12 protein-coding genes are annotated in these 17,625 nt (G+C 70.6%); 7 read left to right on the forward strand and 5 right to left on the reverse strand.

Annotation, left to right across the window (positions count from 1 at the left end; all coding sequences use genetic code 11):
• The first annotated feature begins 1 nt into the window (after position 1).
• The 4 genes from JJ691_RS03035 to JJ691_RS03050 all read left to right on the forward strand — a co-directional run bounded on the left by JJ691_RS03035 (position 2) and on the right by JJ691_RS03050 (position 6,165).
• Positions 2-613, forward strand: a complete 612-nt coding sequence (locus tag JJ691_RS03035; protein ID WP_211767272.1) for a sulfite oxidase-like oxidoreductase — start codon at positions 2-4, stop codon at positions 611-613.
• Entirely contained in the window at positions 606-1,283 is a 678-nt protein-coding gene (locus JJ691_RS03040; protein WP_249227643.1) for an FAD-binding oxidoreductase, read from the forward strand. The genes JJ691_RS03035 and JJ691_RS03040 overlap by 8 nt, the downstream gene beginning before the upstream one ends.
• A gap of 82 nt (positions 1,284-1,365) precedes the next feature.
• Complete coding sequence (locus JJ691_RS03045; protein ID WP_211767273.1) at positions 1,366-2,913, forward strand: purple acid phosphatase family protein; 1,548 nt, start codon at positions 1,366-1,368, stop codon at positions 2,911-2,913.
• Between the two features lie 84 nt (positions 2,914-2,997).
• Positions 2,998-6,165: a S8 family serine peptidase gene (locus JJ691_RS03050; protein ID WP_211767274.1), complete on the forward strand. Its 3,168-nt coding sequence runs from the start codon at positions 2,998-3,000 to the stop codon at positions 6,163-6,165.
• On the opposite strand, the gene JJ691_RS03055 is transcribed toward JJ691_RS03050, so the two are convergent.
• Both JJ691_RS03055 and JJ691_RS03060 read right to left on the reverse strand, forming a co-directional pair.
• Positions 6,150-7,667, reverse strand: a complete 1,518-nt coding sequence (locus tag JJ691_RS03055) for a sensor domain-containing diguanylate cyclase (RefSeq protein WP_211767275.1) — start codon at positions 7,665-7,667, stop codon at positions 6,150-6,152. The genes JJ691_RS03050 and JJ691_RS03055 overlap by 16 nt on opposite strands.
• A gap of 1 nt (position 7,668) precedes the next feature.
• On the reverse strand, positions 7,669-8,856 hold the full coding sequence (locus tag JJ691_RS03060) for an FIST signal transduction protein (protein ID WP_211767276.1): 1,188 nt from the start codon (positions 8,854-8,856) through the stop codon (positions 7,669-7,671).
• A gap of 191 nt (positions 8,857-9,047) precedes the next feature.
• Here JJ691_RS03060 and JJ691_RS03065 point away from each other — a divergent pair, with 191 nt between their 5' ends.
• The 3 genes from JJ691_RS03065 to JJ691_RS03075 all read left to right on the forward strand — a co-directional run bounded on the left by JJ691_RS03065 (position 9,048) and on the right by JJ691_RS03075 (position 15,050).
• The gene (locus JJ691_RS03065; protein WP_211767277.1) at positions 9,048-11,663 is read left to right on the forward strand and encodes a GH92 family glycosyl hydrolase; all 2,616 of its coding nucleotides are present in this window, start codon (positions 9,048-9,050) and stop codon (positions 11,661-11,663) included.
• Positions 11,664-11,734: 71 nt separating this feature from the next.
• On the forward strand, positions 11,735-13,627 hold the full coding sequence (gene htpG, locus JJ691_RS03070; RefSeq protein WP_211767278.1) for a molecular chaperone HtpG: 1,893 nt from the start codon (positions 11,735-11,737) through the stop codon (positions 13,625-13,627).
• A gap of 112 nt (positions 13,628-13,739) precedes the next feature.
• Complete coding sequence (locus JJ691_RS03075; protein ID WP_211767279.1) at positions 13,740-15,050, forward strand: DUF4232 domain-containing protein; 1,311 nt, start codon at positions 13,740-13,742, stop codon at positions 15,048-15,050.
• A gap of 10 nt (positions 15,051-15,060) precedes the next feature.
• Here JJ691_RS03075 and JJ691_RS03080 read toward each other — a convergent pair whose 3' ends face one another.
• Genes JJ691_RS03080 through JJ691_RS03090 form a run of 3 tightly spaced genes read right to left on the reverse strand, consistent with a single transcriptional unit; the run spans position 15,061 to position 17,557 of the window.
• Positions 15,061-15,777, reverse strand: coding sequence for an NAD-dependent epimerase/dehydratase family protein (locus JJ691_RS03080; RefSeq protein ID WP_211767280.1), 717 nt, complete (start codon positions 15,775-15,777; stop codon positions 15,061-15,063).
• Between the two features lie 8 nt (positions 15,778-15,785).
• A complete protein-coding gene (locus tag JJ691_RS03085) occupies positions 15,786-16,961 on the reverse strand; it encodes a cytochrome P450 (RefSeq protein ID WP_211767281.1) in 1,176 nt (391 codons plus the stop codon).
• The gene (locus JJ691_RS03090) at positions 16,958-17,557 is read right to left on the reverse strand and encodes a TetR/AcrR family transcriptional regulator (protein WP_249227644.1); all 600 of its coding nucleotides are present in this window, start codon (positions 17,555-17,557) and stop codon (positions 16,958-16,960) included. Before JJ691_RS03090 ends, JJ691_RS03085 begins: the two co-directional genes overlap by 4 nt.
• Between the last annotated feature and the right edge of the window lie 68 nt (positions 17,558-17,625).

A 17,625-nucleotide genomic window follows, 5' to 3' on the forward strand; every position in this document is an offset into this window, starting at 1 on the left:
CATGAGTCGACCGACGCGGGGCTTCGTCGGCAAGCGGCGGGCGCCGAGGGACCGGCGGCTGCCGCCGGGGCAGTACGACATCGGGCGGGACTTCCCGGTGTTGACGGCGGAGGTCACGCCGAGCGTGCACACCGACCGCTGGACGATGAGCATCGACGGCCTGGTGCGGCAGCCGGGCAGGTGGACGTGGGACGAGCTGCACGCGTTGCCGCAGGAGGAGTACCGCGGGGACATCCACTGCGTGACGACGTGGTCGAAGTTCGACACGAGGTTCGGCGGCGTGAGCATCGACCTACTGCTGGATCAGGTGGAGCCGCTGCCGGAGGCCACGCACGTGCTGGCGACGTCGACGACCGGCTACACGACCAACCTGCCGCTGGAGCATCTGCGCAACGGCAAGGCGTGGCTGGTCTGGACCCACGAGGGCAAGCCGCTGCACCGGGACCACGGCGGCCCGGTCCGGCTGCTGGTGCCGCACCTGTACTTCTGGAAGAGCGCGAAGTGGGTCACGAAGCTGACCCTGCTGGACCACGACGAGCAGGGTTTCTGGGAGCGCAACGGGTATCACGACCTGGGCGACCCCTGGCTGGAACAGCGGTACCAGGGTGACTGACCCGCGAGGCTGGCGGTACGCGAAGGTGGTGGCGGTCCGACACGACACGCCGCGCAGCGTGACGTTGCGCCTGGACGTGCCGGACCGGGTCCGGCATCTGTCGGGCCAGCACTACGTGGTGCGGCTGACGGCGGAGGACGGCTATCGGGCCCAGCGGTCGTACTCGGTGGCCTCGGCCCCGGACGACCCGCTGCTGGAGCTGTTCGTGGAACGGCTGGAGGACGGCGAGGTGTCGTCGTACCTGGCCGATGTCGTGGTGCCGGGCGACGAGTTGGAGGTGCGCGGCCCGATCGGCGGCTGGTTCGCCTGGAACGGATCCGCGCCGGCGCTGGGCGTCGGCGGCGGCTCGGGCGTGGTGCCGCTGATCTCCATGCTGCGGCACAGTTCCGACAACTTTCACGTGGCGGTGTCGGTGCGTACGGCCGAGGATCTGCCGTACGCCAACGAACTTACCGCCGCGAACGCGCTGATCGCGGTGACCCGCGAGGACTTCCGCGGGCGCGGGGCCGGCCGGCTGACCGCGCAGGAACTGGTGCCCCTCTACACGCCCGGCGCCACCTGTTACGTCTGCGGTTCCGCGGCTTTCGCCGAGGCGGCCAGCATGCTGCTGCTGGACATCGGCGTGCCCACGGAGGACATCCGGGTCGAAAGGTTCGGTCCGTCAGGCTGATTCATCGTTCGGACAGATCATGTTCACGCCTACGTCGCTCCGCCAGCCTAGGTTCTGCGCGATCCCGAGCTGAGGAGACCCGATGTCCGACAAGCGCACCGTCAGCCGAAGAGGAGCGCTGGGCCTGCTCGGCGCGACCGCCGCCGCGGCCCCGCTGCTGGGCTCCGCCACCGCCGAGGCGGCGACGCCGGCGTTCGTGCCCAGCGTCGGCAACGGCGCGACCCCGGTGCAGGGCCTGCATCTGACGTTTGGCCGTGACCCGTCCCGCCAGATGGTCGTCTCCTGGATCACCGAGAGCTCGGTGCGCAAGCCGCGGGTCGTGTACGGCACGCTGGAGGGCGGCTTCGGCGGTTGCGTCGACGCCGACACCAAGACCTATGTGGACGGCACTTCCGGCCGCACGGTCTACGTCCACCACGCGGAACTGAACCGCCTGCGCCCCAACACCCAGTACATGTACGCGGCGCAGCACGACGGCGCGACCCCGGACGCCGGCACGTTCCGCACCGCGCCGTCCGGCCGCATGCCGTTCACCTTCACCAGCTTCGGCGACCAGTCGGCGCCACAGGTCACCTGGGCCAGCAACGGCTCGGTCGGCCTGGACGCCAACTCCACGCCGGCCACCAAGGACATCGTCACCGGCATCGAGACCGTGGCCCCGCTGTTCCACCTGCTCAACGGCGACCTGTGCTACGCCAACCTGGACGTGGACCGGGTCCGGACCTGGAACAACTTCTTCACCAACAACACCCGCTCGGCCCGGTTCCGGCCGTGGATGCCGGCGGCCGGCAACCACGAGATCGAGAAGCAGAACGGCCCGATCGGCCTCGGCGCGTACCAGGCCTACTTCCAGCTGCCCTCCACCGAGACCGACCCGGAGCTGGCCGGCCTGTGGTACTCGTTCACCGCCGGCTCGGTGCGGGTGATCGTGCTGCAGAACGACGACAACTGCCTGCAGGACGGCGGCGACGTCTACATCAGCGGCTACTCCGGCGGCCGGCAGCTGGCCTGGCTGGAGAAGGAGCTGGCGGCGGCGCGCAAGTCCCGGGACATCGACTGGGTCGTCGTGGCCATGCACCAGGTGATGATCAGCACCTCCGACGCCAACGGCGCGGACCTGGGGCTGCGGCAGAAGTACGGCCCGCTGTTCGACAAGTACGGTGTGGACCTGGTGCTGTGCGGGCACGAGCACGACTACGAGCGTTCGCTGGCCGTGCGCGGCGTGGTGTCGGGCAGCGAGACGCTGACGCCGAACCCGGTGTCCTCGGCCACCGACAACATCGACGCCACCCACGGCACCGTGCACATGATCCTCGGCGGCGGCGGTGTTTCCGGCACCACCAACGGTTCCTTCTTCAAGGACGGCAGCGCCAAGGTGCTGACCGCGGTCTCCGCGACGCCGGGCTCCAACGGCAAGCGGACGCCCACCTACACGAAGGAAGAGGCGGTGTGGAGCGCGGTCCGCGACCTCGACCACCCGTACGGCTTCGCCGCGTTCACGGTTGACCCGGGCCGCCGTCCCGGCGACACCACGACCATGCACGTGACGTACTACAACGTGAACAAGCCGAACGGCGACCTGTCGGTGTTCGAGAAGTTCAGCCTGCACCGCAAGCGCTCGGACGGCTGAGTGCCTTGGCCCGATCGTCGGTTTCATCCAGAGACCGACGATCGGGCCTACTGGCGGTGATCCGCCGCCGGCATCATCGCGGGCATGCGGATCATCGCCGGCTGCGCGGCGGCTTTGCTGATTGTTTCCGGGCCGATTGTCGGATCGCCCCAGGCGATCGCGGCCGCCGACGTGGGCCCTGACTCCCCGGTCGTCGTGGAACTGGCCGGTGGGGGCGGTGTGCACGCCGACGCCAGCATTCCGGCCCTGGCCGGGGCCCAGGACGTGCGGCGGCTCGGTGTCGTGAACGGATATTCGGCCACCGTGTCGCCCCAGCAGCTGGCCCGGTTACGGGCGGATTCCCGGGTGGCCAAGGTGGTTCCGGACGCGCTGATCTGGATTCCCCGGCAGGACAAGGCCGCCACCGCGGCCGGTGGCCAGGCCTTGCCGGGCGCCTGTGCTCCCAACGGCGGGGTGCAGCTGAATCCCGAGGCGGTGGGCGTCATTCACGCCGTCTCCGACGATCCGGCGGCGAAGACCGCGCGGAGCCTGGGGGCCACCGGCGCGGGCGTGACCGTCGGCGACATCGCCGGCAGCATCGACGTGAACACCCCGGAGCTGGTGCGGCCCGACGGCTCGCACGTGATCACCAGCTACCAGGACTTCACCGGCGAGGGCGGCTCGGTGGTGTCCGAGGACATCGAGTCCTTCCTGGACGACGGCATGATCGCCGCGCAGGGCAACGGCGTGTACGACCTGGCCGGCTACACCGCCCGGCACCTGCCCACCCCGTGCCGGATCCGGGTCGAAGGCGTTGCGCCGCGGGTGAACCTGACCGCCTACAAGGTGTACGGCAGCAACGACTACACCACCACGTCGGCCTTTCTCCAGGCCATCGACTACGCGGTCTACACCGACCACGTGAACGTGCTCAACGAGGAGGCCGGCTCGTTCCCGATGCCGGACACCAGCGCCGACCTGATCAAGACGGCCAACGCCAACGCGATGGCGGCCGGCGTGACGATCACCGTGCCCTCCTACGACTCCGGCCTGAACAGCACGATCTGGTCGCCGGCCTCGCAGCCGGGCGTGATCTCCGTCGGGGCCTCGACCACCTACCGCTCGTACGCGCAGGTCAACGAGGCCGGGCTGGCCGATGTCGGCGGCACCGGCTGGGTCAGCGACAACATCAGCTCGCTGTCCTCGGGCGGGTTCACCGAGCAGGGCCGGGGCATCGACATCGTCGCGCCCGGCGACCTGGACTGGGCCATCTGCACCGCCGACCCGAAGGCCGCGCCGGACTGCGTCGACTACAACGGAAAGCCCAGCGGCGTCTACCTTTCCGGCGGCACCAGCGAGGCCGGGCCGCTGGTCGCCGGGGTGGCGGCGCTGGTGATCCAGGCCTACCGGGAGACCCACGGTGGCGTGACGCCGTCGCCGGCGCTGGTCAGCCACCTGATCACCGGCACCGCGGACGACCTCGGGATCGCCGCCTTCGAGCAGGGGGCCGGCCGGGTCGACGCGTACCGGGCCGTGCAGGCGGCAAGGTCCGTCGGCGACAATGTCATCGCCGACACCGACCAATTGGACGCGGTCGGTACGGCTGGCAGCGACCAGCAGTTCACCGTGAACCTGACCAACACCGGTGCCACGGCCAAGACGGTGGACCTGGCCGGGCGGACCCAGGGGACCAGCCGGGCGGTTCGCGACGCCGACGTCCAGCTCTCGGCTTCGGATCCGACCTATGTCAGCGCGCGGGGTGCGACCCGGGGATACGTCAAGGTGCCGTTCGACGTGCCGGCCGGCAGCGACCGGCTCGACGCCGAGTTCGCGAATCCGGGCGCTGACAAGACAACCGTCGACATGCTGCTGCTGGACCCGAAGGGACGGGTCGCCGGCTACAGCCTGCCGGAAGGAATCGGCAACCACGGGCACAGCGACGTCGGCTCGCCGGTGGCCGGTCACTGGACCGCCGTCATCGCGGCCACCCGGAGCGCCAACGGCTACCAGGGTGTTGTGCACTTCGAGGCCCGGGTGGCCAGCAATCGTCCATTCGGGACGGTGACACCGAGCAAGGTTGTGCTGCCGCCGGGGAAGTCGGCCAAGGTCAAGGTGAACGTCAAGCTGCCGACCGAGGCGGGCGACGTGAGCGCGGCACTGACGTACACCGGCGGCTCGCTGCCGATCAGCCTGCGGACCCTGGTCCCGATCCGCGGCGGTGTCGGAACCTTCGCTGCCGACATGACCGGCGGCAACGGCCGCACCGGCACGCCCGCGCAGACGTTCTTCTACAACGTCGACGTGCCGGCGGGCAAGCCGGCCCTGGACGTCAGCACGGTGTTGGCGGACAAGGATCCCTACTACACCTACCTGATCTCGCCCGACGGCCAGACCGCCGCCCAGGGCAGCAACCAACTGCCCGTCGGCCAGGGCGCGACCGTCAGCGGCAACGGAACCCGGCTGCACGCCGTGAATCCGGCCGCCGGCCGGTGGACTGTGATCATCACGTTCACCAATCCCGTGCTGGGCAACGCCATCCACACCCCGCTGACCGGGCGCGTCACCTTCGATCCGGTGGCGCCCAAGGTTTCCGGACTGCCCACCGGCGGCGTCGTGAAGGCCGGCAGCACGCAGGTCGTCGCCGTGACCGTGCACAACGACTCTCCGGCCGTCGGTTCGTACTTCCTCGACGCCCGGCTGGCGCAGTCGGTGTCCATGACCCTGAAGCCGCTCACGCCGACCGACAGCATCGTCGTGCCGATGCCGCAGACCGAGAACACGCCACTGTGGAACGTGCCGACCAACACCAGTTCCGTGTCCCTGCTCGCGCAGGGAACCGCGCCCGTCATGTTCGACGCCGGCCCCTACAACGGTGAACCCGACATCGGCTCCACCGCCTTCGGCAACTCCGCCGTCGCGTCGTTCAGCGCCGACAACGTCACGCCGGGGCTCTGGTACGCCACCCTCAGCGCGGTCGGCCCCGGCCCGATCCAACCGTTCACCGCCAGCATGGCGATGAACGTCACCACCCGCGCCTTCGACAGCGACGCCCAGTCGCCGTCCGGGAGCCTGTGGGGCAACGACTTCCACCCGGTGATCGTCCAACCCGGACAGACCACCACCCTGTACCTGACCATTCACCCCACCGGGCCGGTCGGCTCCATTGTGGACGGAACGCTGTTCCTGGACGACAGCTCCGCGTTGACCCAGTACGGGAACAGCCCGAGCGCCGACCAGCTGGCGGCCCTGCACTACCACTACACGGTGGGCTGAGTCTCGCCGTCGGTGAAGGCCAGCAGCATCTCGTCGGCGAACACGTCGTAGCGCCCACGGCCGTTGCGCTTGGCCCGGTACATGGCGATGTCGGCCCGGCGGACCAGCGCCGCCGGGTCGGTCATGCCGTGCGTGCTCAACGCGATGCCGACGGAGGCGCTGACCTGGAGCTGCCGGCCGGCGATGCGCATCGGCTCGTGCAGGCCGCGCAGGATCCGGTCGGCGACCTTCGCGGCGTCGCCCGGTGCCGACACGTTCTGCAGCATCACGGCGAACTCGTCGCCGCCGAACCGGGCGGCGACGTCGCTGTCCCGCAGCTGGGCGACGATCCGGTCGGCGGTGATGGTCAGCAGGGTGTCGCCGGCGGCGTGGCCCAGGGTGTCGTTGATGGCCTTGAACCGGTCGAGGTCGATGAACAGCAGCGCCACCCGCCCGCCGCCGTGACCGGTGAGCTCCAGCTGGTGGGCCAGCCGGTCCAGGAACAGGCTGCGGCTGGCCAGGCCGGTCACGGAGTCGTGGAAGGCCTGGTGCATGCGGTCCACGGTGTTGGCGTCGGTCAGCGCCAGGCTGACGTGCTCGGCGAAGGACTGGAGCATCTGCACCTCGGGCGGCGCGTAGAGCCGCCCGGGCCGGTCGGCGACCACCACCAGGCCGCCGGTGACGGTGCCGCTGTCGTGCACGGGGGCGGCCATGGACGCCAGGCCCTCGGTGTTGTCGTCGCCGCCGACCACGACGCCGCCGGACATGATCGCCGCGCCGACGGTGCCGGCCTCGGCCAGCGGCATGGTCGGGGTCTCGCGCTCGACGTCGACGGCCAGCCCCGCCCCGGCGACCAGGGAAATCTGCTGCGGATCGGAGTCGTCCCGCAGCCACAGCCCGACCGCGCCGTCGCCGAGCAGCTGCCGGGCGGCGGCGGCGATCATGTCCAGCACCTGCGGCAGCGGCCGCCGCCGGGAGATCGCCCGCTGCACGTCGAACAGGTGCTCCAGCAGCCGCTGCCGCTGCTGCAGGGACGCCAGCAGCTCGGCGTTCTCGGCCGCCTGCCGCTCGCTGCGCTCCCGCATCTCGTGCTCGGCCTGCAAGGTCCGCAGCATGGTCAGCGTCAGCTCCAGCAGCCGCGCCATGCCCCGGACCACGTTGCGCTCCTCGACGGAGAACCCCTGCGCGCCCCAGCGGGCCAGCACCAGGTGCCCGGGCCGGCCGCCGCCCCAGTCGGCGGCGATGGCGTGACAGCGCCCGACCCCGGGCACGTCAACGTTGTCGCGTTCGCGTCCGGCCACCGCGACCAGGTCGGCCGCCGGGACCCGGCCCACCGGGAAGCCGACGACCGCCGTCACCTCGTCGTCGATGACCACCGCGGCCACCTCGGCCTCCAGGGCCGTGGCGGCCCGCTCGACCGCGGCATGGGCCGCCGACACCTCGTCCGAGCACTCCGACACGACGGCCAGCAGCTCCAACAGTTGCTGGCCGTCGTGGTACGCACCGCCACCGAATGTGGTCATCTCAGCCGAGGGCCAGCACAGCGAGCGTCTGGTTGTGGAAGCCGTGGATGCCCCGGGCCCGGGCGATCTCGCCGTACGCGTAGAAGCCGGCGAACGGGGCCTGCTCGGCCCACTTGGCCAGCCGGGCGTTGTCCCGCCGCAGGGCCTCGTCGTCCAGGATGGCCCGGATCGCCGCGCAGCTGATCGTCAGCAGCCCGACCGGTTCCCGCCCGCCCAGCCCGGCCAGCGCCTCCTGGCAGGCCGCGTCGGTGGCGGCCAGGATGGACTGCTCGTCACCGGTCATGGCCCACACCAGGCCGCCGTGGTCGAAGCTGCCGCCGCCGCCGAGCGACCGGCCCTCCAGGTCGATCTGGGTGCTGACGTTGCGCGCGTCGACGCCGTTGCGCCGTTGCAGGCCCAGCGGCCGGGGCAGCGCGAACCGCATCAGCGCTTCCCGGTCGGTGTAGGCCTCGGCCGGCGCGCCCAGCCGGTCCAGGTACACGTCCAGCGCCGGCCGGTCGTCCACGGTCTGGATCCGGCCGTCCCGGCTGCCGGTGACGATCATCGGCTCGCCGACCGGGCGGAACCCGTGCCGCACCCCGACCGACAGCGGCGCGTCCGAGTGGATCGTGGCCGCCACCACCGCGTTGGTCAGCACCCGGTCCCCGGCCAGCAGATAGGCCTGCTTCATCCGCCAGCCGTCCGCGCCGGAGCCGCCGAACAGCGGCACGCTGGCTCCGAGCACGGTGTAGCAGCCGCGCAGGATCTGCTCCTGGTCGCGGACCAGCCCGTCGGTCAGCAGCACCAGCACCCGGTGCGGCAGGCCCGGGATCTCGGTGACGCTGTGGCCCAGTTCCTCGCCGGCCTCGCGCTGCCGGCCGGCCACGTTCTCGGCGGCGGCCGTGCTGACGGCGAAGCCGGGGCCGCCGATCGCGGCCACCACGACGGTGCCGTCGTTGGCGCCGCCGTCGCAGATCTCGCCCCGGGTGGTGCATCCGATCACCGGCACGTCCGGGCCGGCGACGTCGCGCACGCCGGCCAGGGTCTGGGCCAGGTCGTAGGTGATCGCCGCCCACACGATGAGCAGCTTGGGATCCGCCCCGGTCAGGGCGGTGTGCGCGGCCTGGGCCGCGGCGGTCCTCGGTTCGGTGGCGCTGGATTGGCCCACACCCATCCAGCGCCGGCCGTCGGGACACGCGTCCGTGTTCATGACGCCTCCACTCGACGGCGGTCGGTCAGCCACCGTAGTCGCTCTCCCGGCCCGGTGCGGAGTCGCCCGAGAGGATCTTCACTCAAACGGCGCATCTACCGGACAACGGGCAGACGGGTTGTTTGACACCGCAGTGGGGCATTGGTCTAGTGCATGACGTAACCGAATGGCTACCGAGGGGGCTGGCCGACATGCGTTTACGTTCCGCGATGGCGGTTTCCGCGCTGGCGGCGGGATTTCTGACGGTCACGGTCGGTCCCGGCGCGCAGGCCGCGCCAGCCGATCCGACGACGCTGGTGAACCCGTTCGTGGGCACCGAGAACTCCGGCAACACCTTTCCCGGGGCCAGCGCCCCGTTCGGCATGGTGCAGGTCAGTCCGGACACTGGCGGCCAGGGCGGTTACGACTACGACCAGAAGGCCATTTACGGCTTCAGCCAAACCCATTTGTCCGGGGTGGGCTGTGGCGTGATGGGGGAGCTGCCGGTCATGCCGACCACCGGCGCCGTCACCACCGTGGATCCGGCCAAGTACGCGTCGAGCTATTCGCACACGAACGAACAGGCCACGCCCGGTTACTACCGGGTCGGCCTGTCCACCTACGGCGTTAACGCCGAAGTGACGGCCACGCCGCGGACCGGTTGGCAGCGCTACACGTTCCCGGCCACTGCGGCGGCCAACGTGCTGTTCAACACCGGCCAGGCCAACCAGTCGGTGCTCGACTCAGAGGTCCACATCGTCGACGACCACACGGTCGAGGGACGCGTGCACGACGGCGGCTTCTGCGCCGGACACGACCAGCACACCGTCTACTTCACCGCCAGCTTCTCCCGCCCCTTCGCCTCGTACGGGACCTGGCGCGGCAGCACGACCACCGCCGGCGCCAAGGACGCGGCCGGGACCGGCGGCAACGGCGCCTGGGCCACCTTCGACGCCACCACCCAGCACGACGTGGTGCTCAAGGTCGGCATCTCCTACACCGGCATGGCCGGCGCGCGGGCCAATCTCCAGCAGGAGACCGGCGGCTCCTACGACTTCGACGCCACGAAGGCGGCCTTGCACGCCACCTGGGTCAACCAGCTGAACAGCGTCCAGGTCGGCGGCGGCACCCAGGACCGGCAGACCGCCTTCTACACCTCGCTCTACCACGCCCAACTGCACCCGAACCTGGCCGGCGACGTGGACGGCAGCTACGCCGGCTTCGACGCCAAGACCCACAAGGCGGCGGACTACACGCCGTACCAGAACTTCTCGCTGTGGGACACCTACCGCCCGCAGAACCAGCTGCTGGAGCTGCTGCACCCCGACGTGGCCCGGGACGTGGCGCTGTCGCTGGTGGCCGCCGGCCGGGACGGCGGCTGGCTGCCCCGCTGGGCGCTGGCCAACAGCGAGACCAACATCATGACCGGCGACCCGGTCACCCCGTTCCTGGTCGAGGCCTGGACCAAGGGCCTGCTCAAGGGGCACGAGCAGGAGGCCTACGCGTTGCTGCGGGCCAACGCCACCAGCCTGCCGCCGGCCGACTCGCAGTACAACGGCCGCACCGGGCAGCCGTTCTACGCCGACCGCGGCTACATCCCGTCCGGATTGCAGCGGGGCAAGGACTGCGCCGACAAGGGCGGCGACAACGACTGTGACCACCCGGCCTCGGCGACCCAGGAGTACGCCCTGGCCGACGCCGCCCTGGCCCTGATGGCCGACGGCCTCGGGCACCACGCCGACGCGCGGATGTTCGCCGCGCGCGGCCAGTGGTACCGGAACCTGTGGGACAGCTCCACCGGCCAGTTCCGGCCCCGCACGACCGACGGCACCTGGCTCACCCCGTACGACCCGGTGCCGGCCGACCACCAGTTCCACGAGGGCGGCGCGTACCAGTACCAGTGGCTGGTCCCGCAGGACCCGGCCGGGCTGGTGCAGCTGATGGGCGGCCGCAAGACCGCCGAGCAGCGCCTGGACGCCTTCTTCGCCTACCCGCATCTGCTTGCTGATCCGGCGAAAGCGGTCCACGACGACTGGATCTCCAGCCCCTACGACTACTACAGCAAGGCCACCTACAACCCGAACAACGAACCCGACCTGCTGGCGCCGTACATGTACCTGTGGGCCGGCGCGCCGGCCAAGACGGCCACCGTGGTGCGGGCCGCGATGACCCTGTTCACCAACGGCCCCGACGGCATGACCGGCAACGACGACCTGGGCACCATGTCGGCCTGGTACGTGTTCTCCTCGCTGGGCCTGTACCCGACCACCAGCGGCGGGAACTTCCTGGCCCTGTCCAGTCCGCAGTTCCCCACCGCGACCGTCCACATCGGACAACGGCAGCTGACCGTCACCGCGCCCGGGGTCACGGATGTGAACCGGTACGTTCAGAACGTGTCGCTCAACGGCCGCGGCGTGGCGAAGAGCTGGCTGGGCTGGGACGACATCAGCCGCGGCGGCACGCTCCGGGTCGACGTCGGCGGCAGCCCGTCGAACTGGGCCACCAGCCCGTCGGCCGAGCCGCCGTCGATCAACCACGCCGCCCCGGACTCCCGCCGGCACGTGGACGCCGCCATCCGCGGGCTGAACGTGGACGTGCTCGGGCAGGCCCCAGGCACGCTGCCGGTGGCGGTCAGCGCGTCCACCGGCTGGACCGTCCGCCCCGGCGCGCTGCTGCTGAAGTCCGACCACCTGCCGGTGCAGCAGACCGTCGCGCTGACCCCGCCGCCCGGCACACCCGCCGGCAGCTACCAGGTCACCGTCACGGTCGTGGCCGCCGGCGCCAACACTGTGACCAGGACTGCCACCGTTCAGGTCACGGCGCCCTAACGCCCCCGGTATCCTGCATTGTTCGGTGGCCCGGTGCTCGACGCCGGTGCACACAGCGCGAAAGGATTCCGGTGACTACGCCAGTCGAGACGCTCGAGTTCCAGGCCGAGGCGCGCCAGCTGCTGCAACTGATGGTGCACTCGATCTACTCGAACAAGGACACCTTCCTGCGTGAGCTGATCTCCAACGCCTCGGACGCGCTGGACAAGCTGCGCCTGGAGAGCTACCGCGACAAGGACCTCGCGGTCGACACCTCCGACCTGCACATCGAGCTGGAGGCCGACCGCGTCGAGCGCACGCTCACGGTGCGGGACAACGGCATCGGCATGTCCCGGGACGAGGTGGTGGCGCTGATCGGCACCATCGCCAAGTCCGGCACCGCCGAGTTCCTGCGCAAGCTGAAGGAGTCCAAGGACTCGGCCGCCTCGCAGGACCTGATCGGCCAGTTCGGCGTCGGCTTCTACTCGAGTTTCATGGTCGCCGACCACGTCACGTTGTTGACCCGCAAGGCCGGCGAGGCCACCGGCACCCGCTGGGAGTCCGCGGGCGAGGGCACGTACACCATCGAGACGGTCGAGGACGCCCCGCAGGGCACCTCGGTGACCCTCAAGCTCAAGCCCGAGGACACCGAGGACCACCTGTTCGACTACACCGCCGAGTGGAAGCTGCGGGAGATCGTCACCCGCTACTCCGACTTCATCACCTGGCCGGTGAAGCTGGAGGTGGAGCGCAAGGTCGAGGACGAGACCACCCGCGAGTTCGAGACCGTCAACTCGGGCAAGGCGCTGTGGGCCCGGTCCAAGGACGAGGTGCCGGCCGAGGAGTACACCGAGTTCTACAAGCACATCAGCCGCGACTGGAACGACCCGCTGGAGACGGTCCACGTCCGGGCCGAGGGCACCTTCGAGTACCAGGCGCTGCTGTTCCTGCCGTCCAAGGCCCCGTACGACCTGTTCATGCGCGAGCGCAAGCGCGGTGTGCAGCTCTACGTCAAGCGGGTGTTCATCATGGACGACTGCGAGGAGCTGATGCCGGAGTACCTGCGCTTCGTCAAGGGGGTCGTGGACGCGCAGGACCTGTCGCTGAACGTGTCCCGCGAGATCCTCCAGCAGGACCGGCAGATCCAGCTGATGCGCCGCCGCCTGGTCAAGCGGGTGCTGTCCACGGTGAAGACGATGCAGGCCGACGCGCCCGAGAAGTACTCGACCTTCTGGTCGGAGTTCGGGCCCGCGGTCAAGGAGGGCCTGCTCTCCGACGCCGAGAACCGCGAGACCATTCTCGACATCTGCTCGTTCGCCTCCACCCACGACGACGAGAAGCCCACCACGCTGGCCGACTACGTGGAGCGGCTGCCCGAGGGGCAGGAGCACATCTACTACATGACCGGCGTCTCCCGGTCCATCGTGGAGAGCTCCCCGCACCTGGAGGCGTTCCGGGCCAAGGGCCTCGAGGTGCTGATCCTCACCGACGGCATCGACGAGATGTGGGTCGACGCCGGCGAGGGCTACCGGGGCAAGACCTTCCAGTCCGTGGCCAAGGGCGAGGTCGACCTGGACCAGGACAAGGAGGAGAACAAGGAGCAGGACGAGGAGTTCGGGCCGCTGCTGACCTGGCTGTCGGAGAATCTGACCGACAGCGTCAAGCAGGTCCGCCTGTCCTCCCGGCTCACCACCTCCCCGGCCTGCCTGGTCGGCGAGACCGGCGACCTCACGCCCACGCTGGAGAAGATGTACCGGGCCATGGGGCAGCCGGTGCCGGCGGTGAAGCGGGTGCTGGAGCTCAACCCCGAGCACTCCCTGGTCACCGGCATGCGGACCGCGTTCGCCGCCGGCGGGCACGAGACCGAGCTGGGGGAGACCGCCGAGCTGCTCTACGGCATGGCCCTGCTGGCCGAGGGCGGCGAGCTGCCCGACCCGGCCAAGTTCACCAAGGTGCTGGCCGACCGCCTGGCCCGCAGCCTCTGACCGTTCCGCGTCCGTCCGGGCAGAGCCGTTGCCCGGACGGACGCCGGGGCCTGCCGGTTGGCTGCCCGCCGCGACCTGTCGGCGGCCGGACCCGCGCGCTTACCGTCGGTGCGTGACTGCACCGGAATCCGACTTCGCGGCCGTCGTGGTCGCACCCGGCGACACGGCGACGACCAGCCTCACCATCCGCAACGACAGCGAGATCGTGGAGGCCTACACCTTCGAGGTGATCGGACCGTGCGCGCCGTGGACCACGGTCGAACCCGAGCGGCTGCCGCTGTACCCGGGCACTTCCGGCGTTGTCACGCTGAGACTGGCCCCGCCCCGTTCGCCCGAGGTGCGCGCCGGTGACGTGCCGCTGGCCGTGCGAGTTCGGCCCACGCAACGGCCCGAGCTGGCGACCGTGCCCGAGACGACGGTGACCATCGAACCGTTCGCCCAACTGACGGCCGCCCTGACCCCACGGCGTCGGCGTGCCGCATGGCGGGCCGGCTTTCACGTCCGGTTGGCCAACAACGGCAACACGCCGATCGATGTCGGCCTCGACGCCGCCGATGCGGGGGAGGAGCTGCGCTACAACGGCGTTCCGTCGAGCACCGCGCTGCACCCCGGCGAGGACGCCGAGGTGCGGCTGCGGGTGCGCGGGTCGCGGCTGATCTGGTTCGGCAGCCCGGTGACCAGCTCCTTCCAGGTCACCGCGACGCCGACGAGCCAGGATCCGACGGAGCTCGACGGCGAACTCGTGCAGACGGCGTTGCTGCCCCGCTGGCCGTTGGCGTTGCTGCCGTTGGCGTTGGCCCTGCTGGTGGCCTGGTTCGCGCTGGCGCGTCCGGCGGTGACCAGTGACGCCAGGCCGGTGGCCGATGCGCCGGCCCCGACAACGCAAAGCCAGTCCAGCACGGCCGCTGCCCCTTCGAGCCAGCCGCCCGCTGCCCCGCAGCCCGCGGGCCCGTGCCACACCGCTGACCTGTCGGCGACCCTGGGCCCGCGGACCGAGGTGCCCGCCGACATGCAGAGCCGGCTCGGCGACGCCGGCAAGCACTACTCGACCGACGTGGTGCTGACCAACATCTCCGACCACACCTGCACGATGCGTGGCTTCCCCGGAGTCGACATCGCCAGCCCCAACGAGGATCAGCCCGGCGGCGTGATCTACTCCCTACCCCGTACGGCCGACACCCCGGTCATGGTCACCCTCAGCTCGGGCGGCGCCGCGCACACCACGATCCACTACATCGACCCGACCGGCTACACGACCATGCCGCTGTGGACGCCGACCCATCTCGACGTGACCCCGCCGAACGAGTCCACGCACCTGTCCGTGCCGCTGCCGGACGGCACGGCCGTCTACCAGGGGTGGCAGGACGGTCTCGCCGCCGGCAGCGTCTCTCCGGTCATCGCCGGGCCCGGAGTCGTCCGGTGATTCGGTTGAGCTATCCCAACAGTTCCTGGGTGGCGGTGATGTCCAGGCGACCGCCGACCTGCGGGCTGATGGCGTTCACCACGGCGTACCGCACACCCCGGACCTCGATGGCCCGCACGATGATCCGGTAGAGGTCGGCCTCGGCCAGGTGCAGGAAGTCGTTGTAGGGCTCGGGATCCGGCTGTGTGCCCTCGGTGTGGAAGGCGCCGATGCGCAGGGCGATCACGGACAGGCCCCGCTGCTCGGCGTAGAAACGGCCCAGGGTCTCGCCGAACGCCTTGGTCACGCCGTACAGGTTGCCGGGGTTGGCCGGATCGTCGGCGGAAATCTGTTTGCCCACGGGATATCCGGACACGGCGTGCACGGAGGAGGCGAACACCACCCGCCGCACGCCGGCGTTGTGCGCGGCGTCGAAGAGATTGTGCGTGCCGACGATGTTGTTGGGCAGCAACGAATCCCAGGAGGCAGTCAAGCGAGGGTCGGCGCCGAGGTGCACGACGGTGTCCACGTCCTCGCAGGCCCGGGCCAGCGCCGCGCGGTCGGTGAGGTCGGCGGGCACGAAGTCCTCGACGGAGACGTCCCGAGCGGGCAGGTCGGTGGCCCGCAGCACGTACCGGTCGGCGACGTGCCGCAGGAAGCCAGACCCGATCCGCCCGGCGGCCCCGGTGACCAGGACCCGCCCGACGGTCGAGTCCCCGGGCAGCGGCGTGCTCAGCGTGAAGGCCATACGACCCATTAAAGCCGCACGGGCAGCTCCTTCATGCCCCGCAGGATGATGTTGTCGTTGTAGCTGGGCTCGCCGGCCGACTCCAGTACGTCCAGGCGGGCCAGCGTCTGGAACATGATCCGGCCCTCCAGCCGGGCCAGCGGCGCGCCGAGGCAGAAGTGCGGGCCGTGGCCGAACGCCAGGTGCCGGGTGGGCTCGCGGCCGATGTCCAGGGTGTCCGGCTCCTCGCACAGCTCAGGGTCCCGGTTGGCCGCGCTCAGCAGCAGGATGGCGCTGCTGCCGGCCGGCACGTCGACCTCGCCGATCTTGGTGTCCTGCAAGGCGAACCGGGCGGTGAACTGCACCGGCGAGTCGTAGCGCAGGAACTCCTCGACGGCCCGCTCGGCCAGCTCCGGCTCGGCCCGCAGCCGGGCCAGCTGCGACGGATTACGCAGCAGCGCCAGCGTGCCGTTGCCGATCAGGTTGACGGTGGTCTCGTGGCCGGCGATGAGCAGCAGCATGCAGGTGGTCAGCAGTTCGGCCTCGGACAGCATGTCGCCGCCGTCGTGCACCTGCACCAGCCCGGACAGCAGGTCCTCGCCCGGGTTGCCGCGGCGCTTGTCGGCCAGTTGCAGCATGTACGCCCGGAACTCGGCGCGGGCCTTGGCCTGCCGCTCCCGCACGCCCTCGGGGATGAGGAAGTCGGGGTCGAGGCCGCGGGCCATGTCGTGGGACCAGGCCACGATCAGGTCCCGGTCCTCGGTCGGCACGTCGAGCAGCTCGCTGATCACCGCGACCGGCAGCGGACGGGCGATGGCGTCCATCAGGTTGACGGTCCCGGCGCCGCGGGCGGCGTCGATGAGCTCGTCGGTGGTCCGCGAGATCATCGGCGCCAGCCGCTCGACCACCTTGCGGGTGAACGCCTTGGACACCAGGCCGCGCAGCCGGGTGTGGTCCGGCGGGTTCAGGCCGAGGAAGCTGCGCTGCTCCGGCGGAGTGCTGTTGAGCTGCCCGGCCTGCTCCTCCTCGAGGTGCCCGAACTTGGCGTCCCGCAGCACGTCCGAGCAGTCCTGCTGCCGGGTCGCCATCAGCGGCTGGTCGCCGCCGCCGGACAGCGGCGCGGTCTCGCGCCACTGCCGGTAGGTCGGGTACGGGTCCTGGCGCAGGGCCGGGTCGAGCAGCGCGAGCAAGGAGGGGGCGGTCATGGTTGCTCCTCATCTGCCTCGGCGCCGGTGAACAGCCACTCCAGCGCCTGCCCGAACAGCTCCTCCGGGACGCTGTCCGGGTCGGTGCGGCGCTGCCGCACCAGGCCCTGGAACAGCGCCATGATGATGGTGGACAGCTGGTCGGCCTTGGCCGCGCCCGGCACGGACCGGCCGACCAGCGCGGTGAGCATGTCCCTCGGCTCACGCATCCGCTCGGCCAGCGTCTCCATCAGCTGGGGATTGCGCACCGCGTACAGCCAGAACTCGGCCTGCAGCGGCGCGAAGTCGGTGTCCTTGTCGGCGACGTCGATCACCAGCCGGCTCATCGCCCGGTGCGCCTCGCCCGGCTCGGCGTCGGCAAGGATCTCCGCGGCCTGCGTCACCCGGTCGTTGGCCCGCTCCTTGAGCAGCTCGACGAACAGCTGCTCCTTGCCGCCGAAGTTCGAGTACACCGCCCCGATCGAGTAGCCCGCGGCCTCGGCGATCTCGTCCACCGACGCCCCGGCGTACCCCTTCTGCGCGAACACCCGCGCCGCCGCGTCCAGCAGCAGCTCCCGCGTCCGGGCCTTGGCCTCCGCCCTGCTCAACCTCGCCACATAACGGACGCTACTCGCATAGTGAACGCTACGTCAATCAGCCGGCGAAGACCTCTCTTTTGTCATGA

Origin of the sequence: Kutzneria sp. CA-103260 (assembly GCF_018263855.1) — a bacterium.
Taxonomy (GTDB): domain Bacteria; phylum Actinomycetota; class Actinomycetes; order Mycobacteriales; family Pseudonocardiaceae; genus Kutzneria.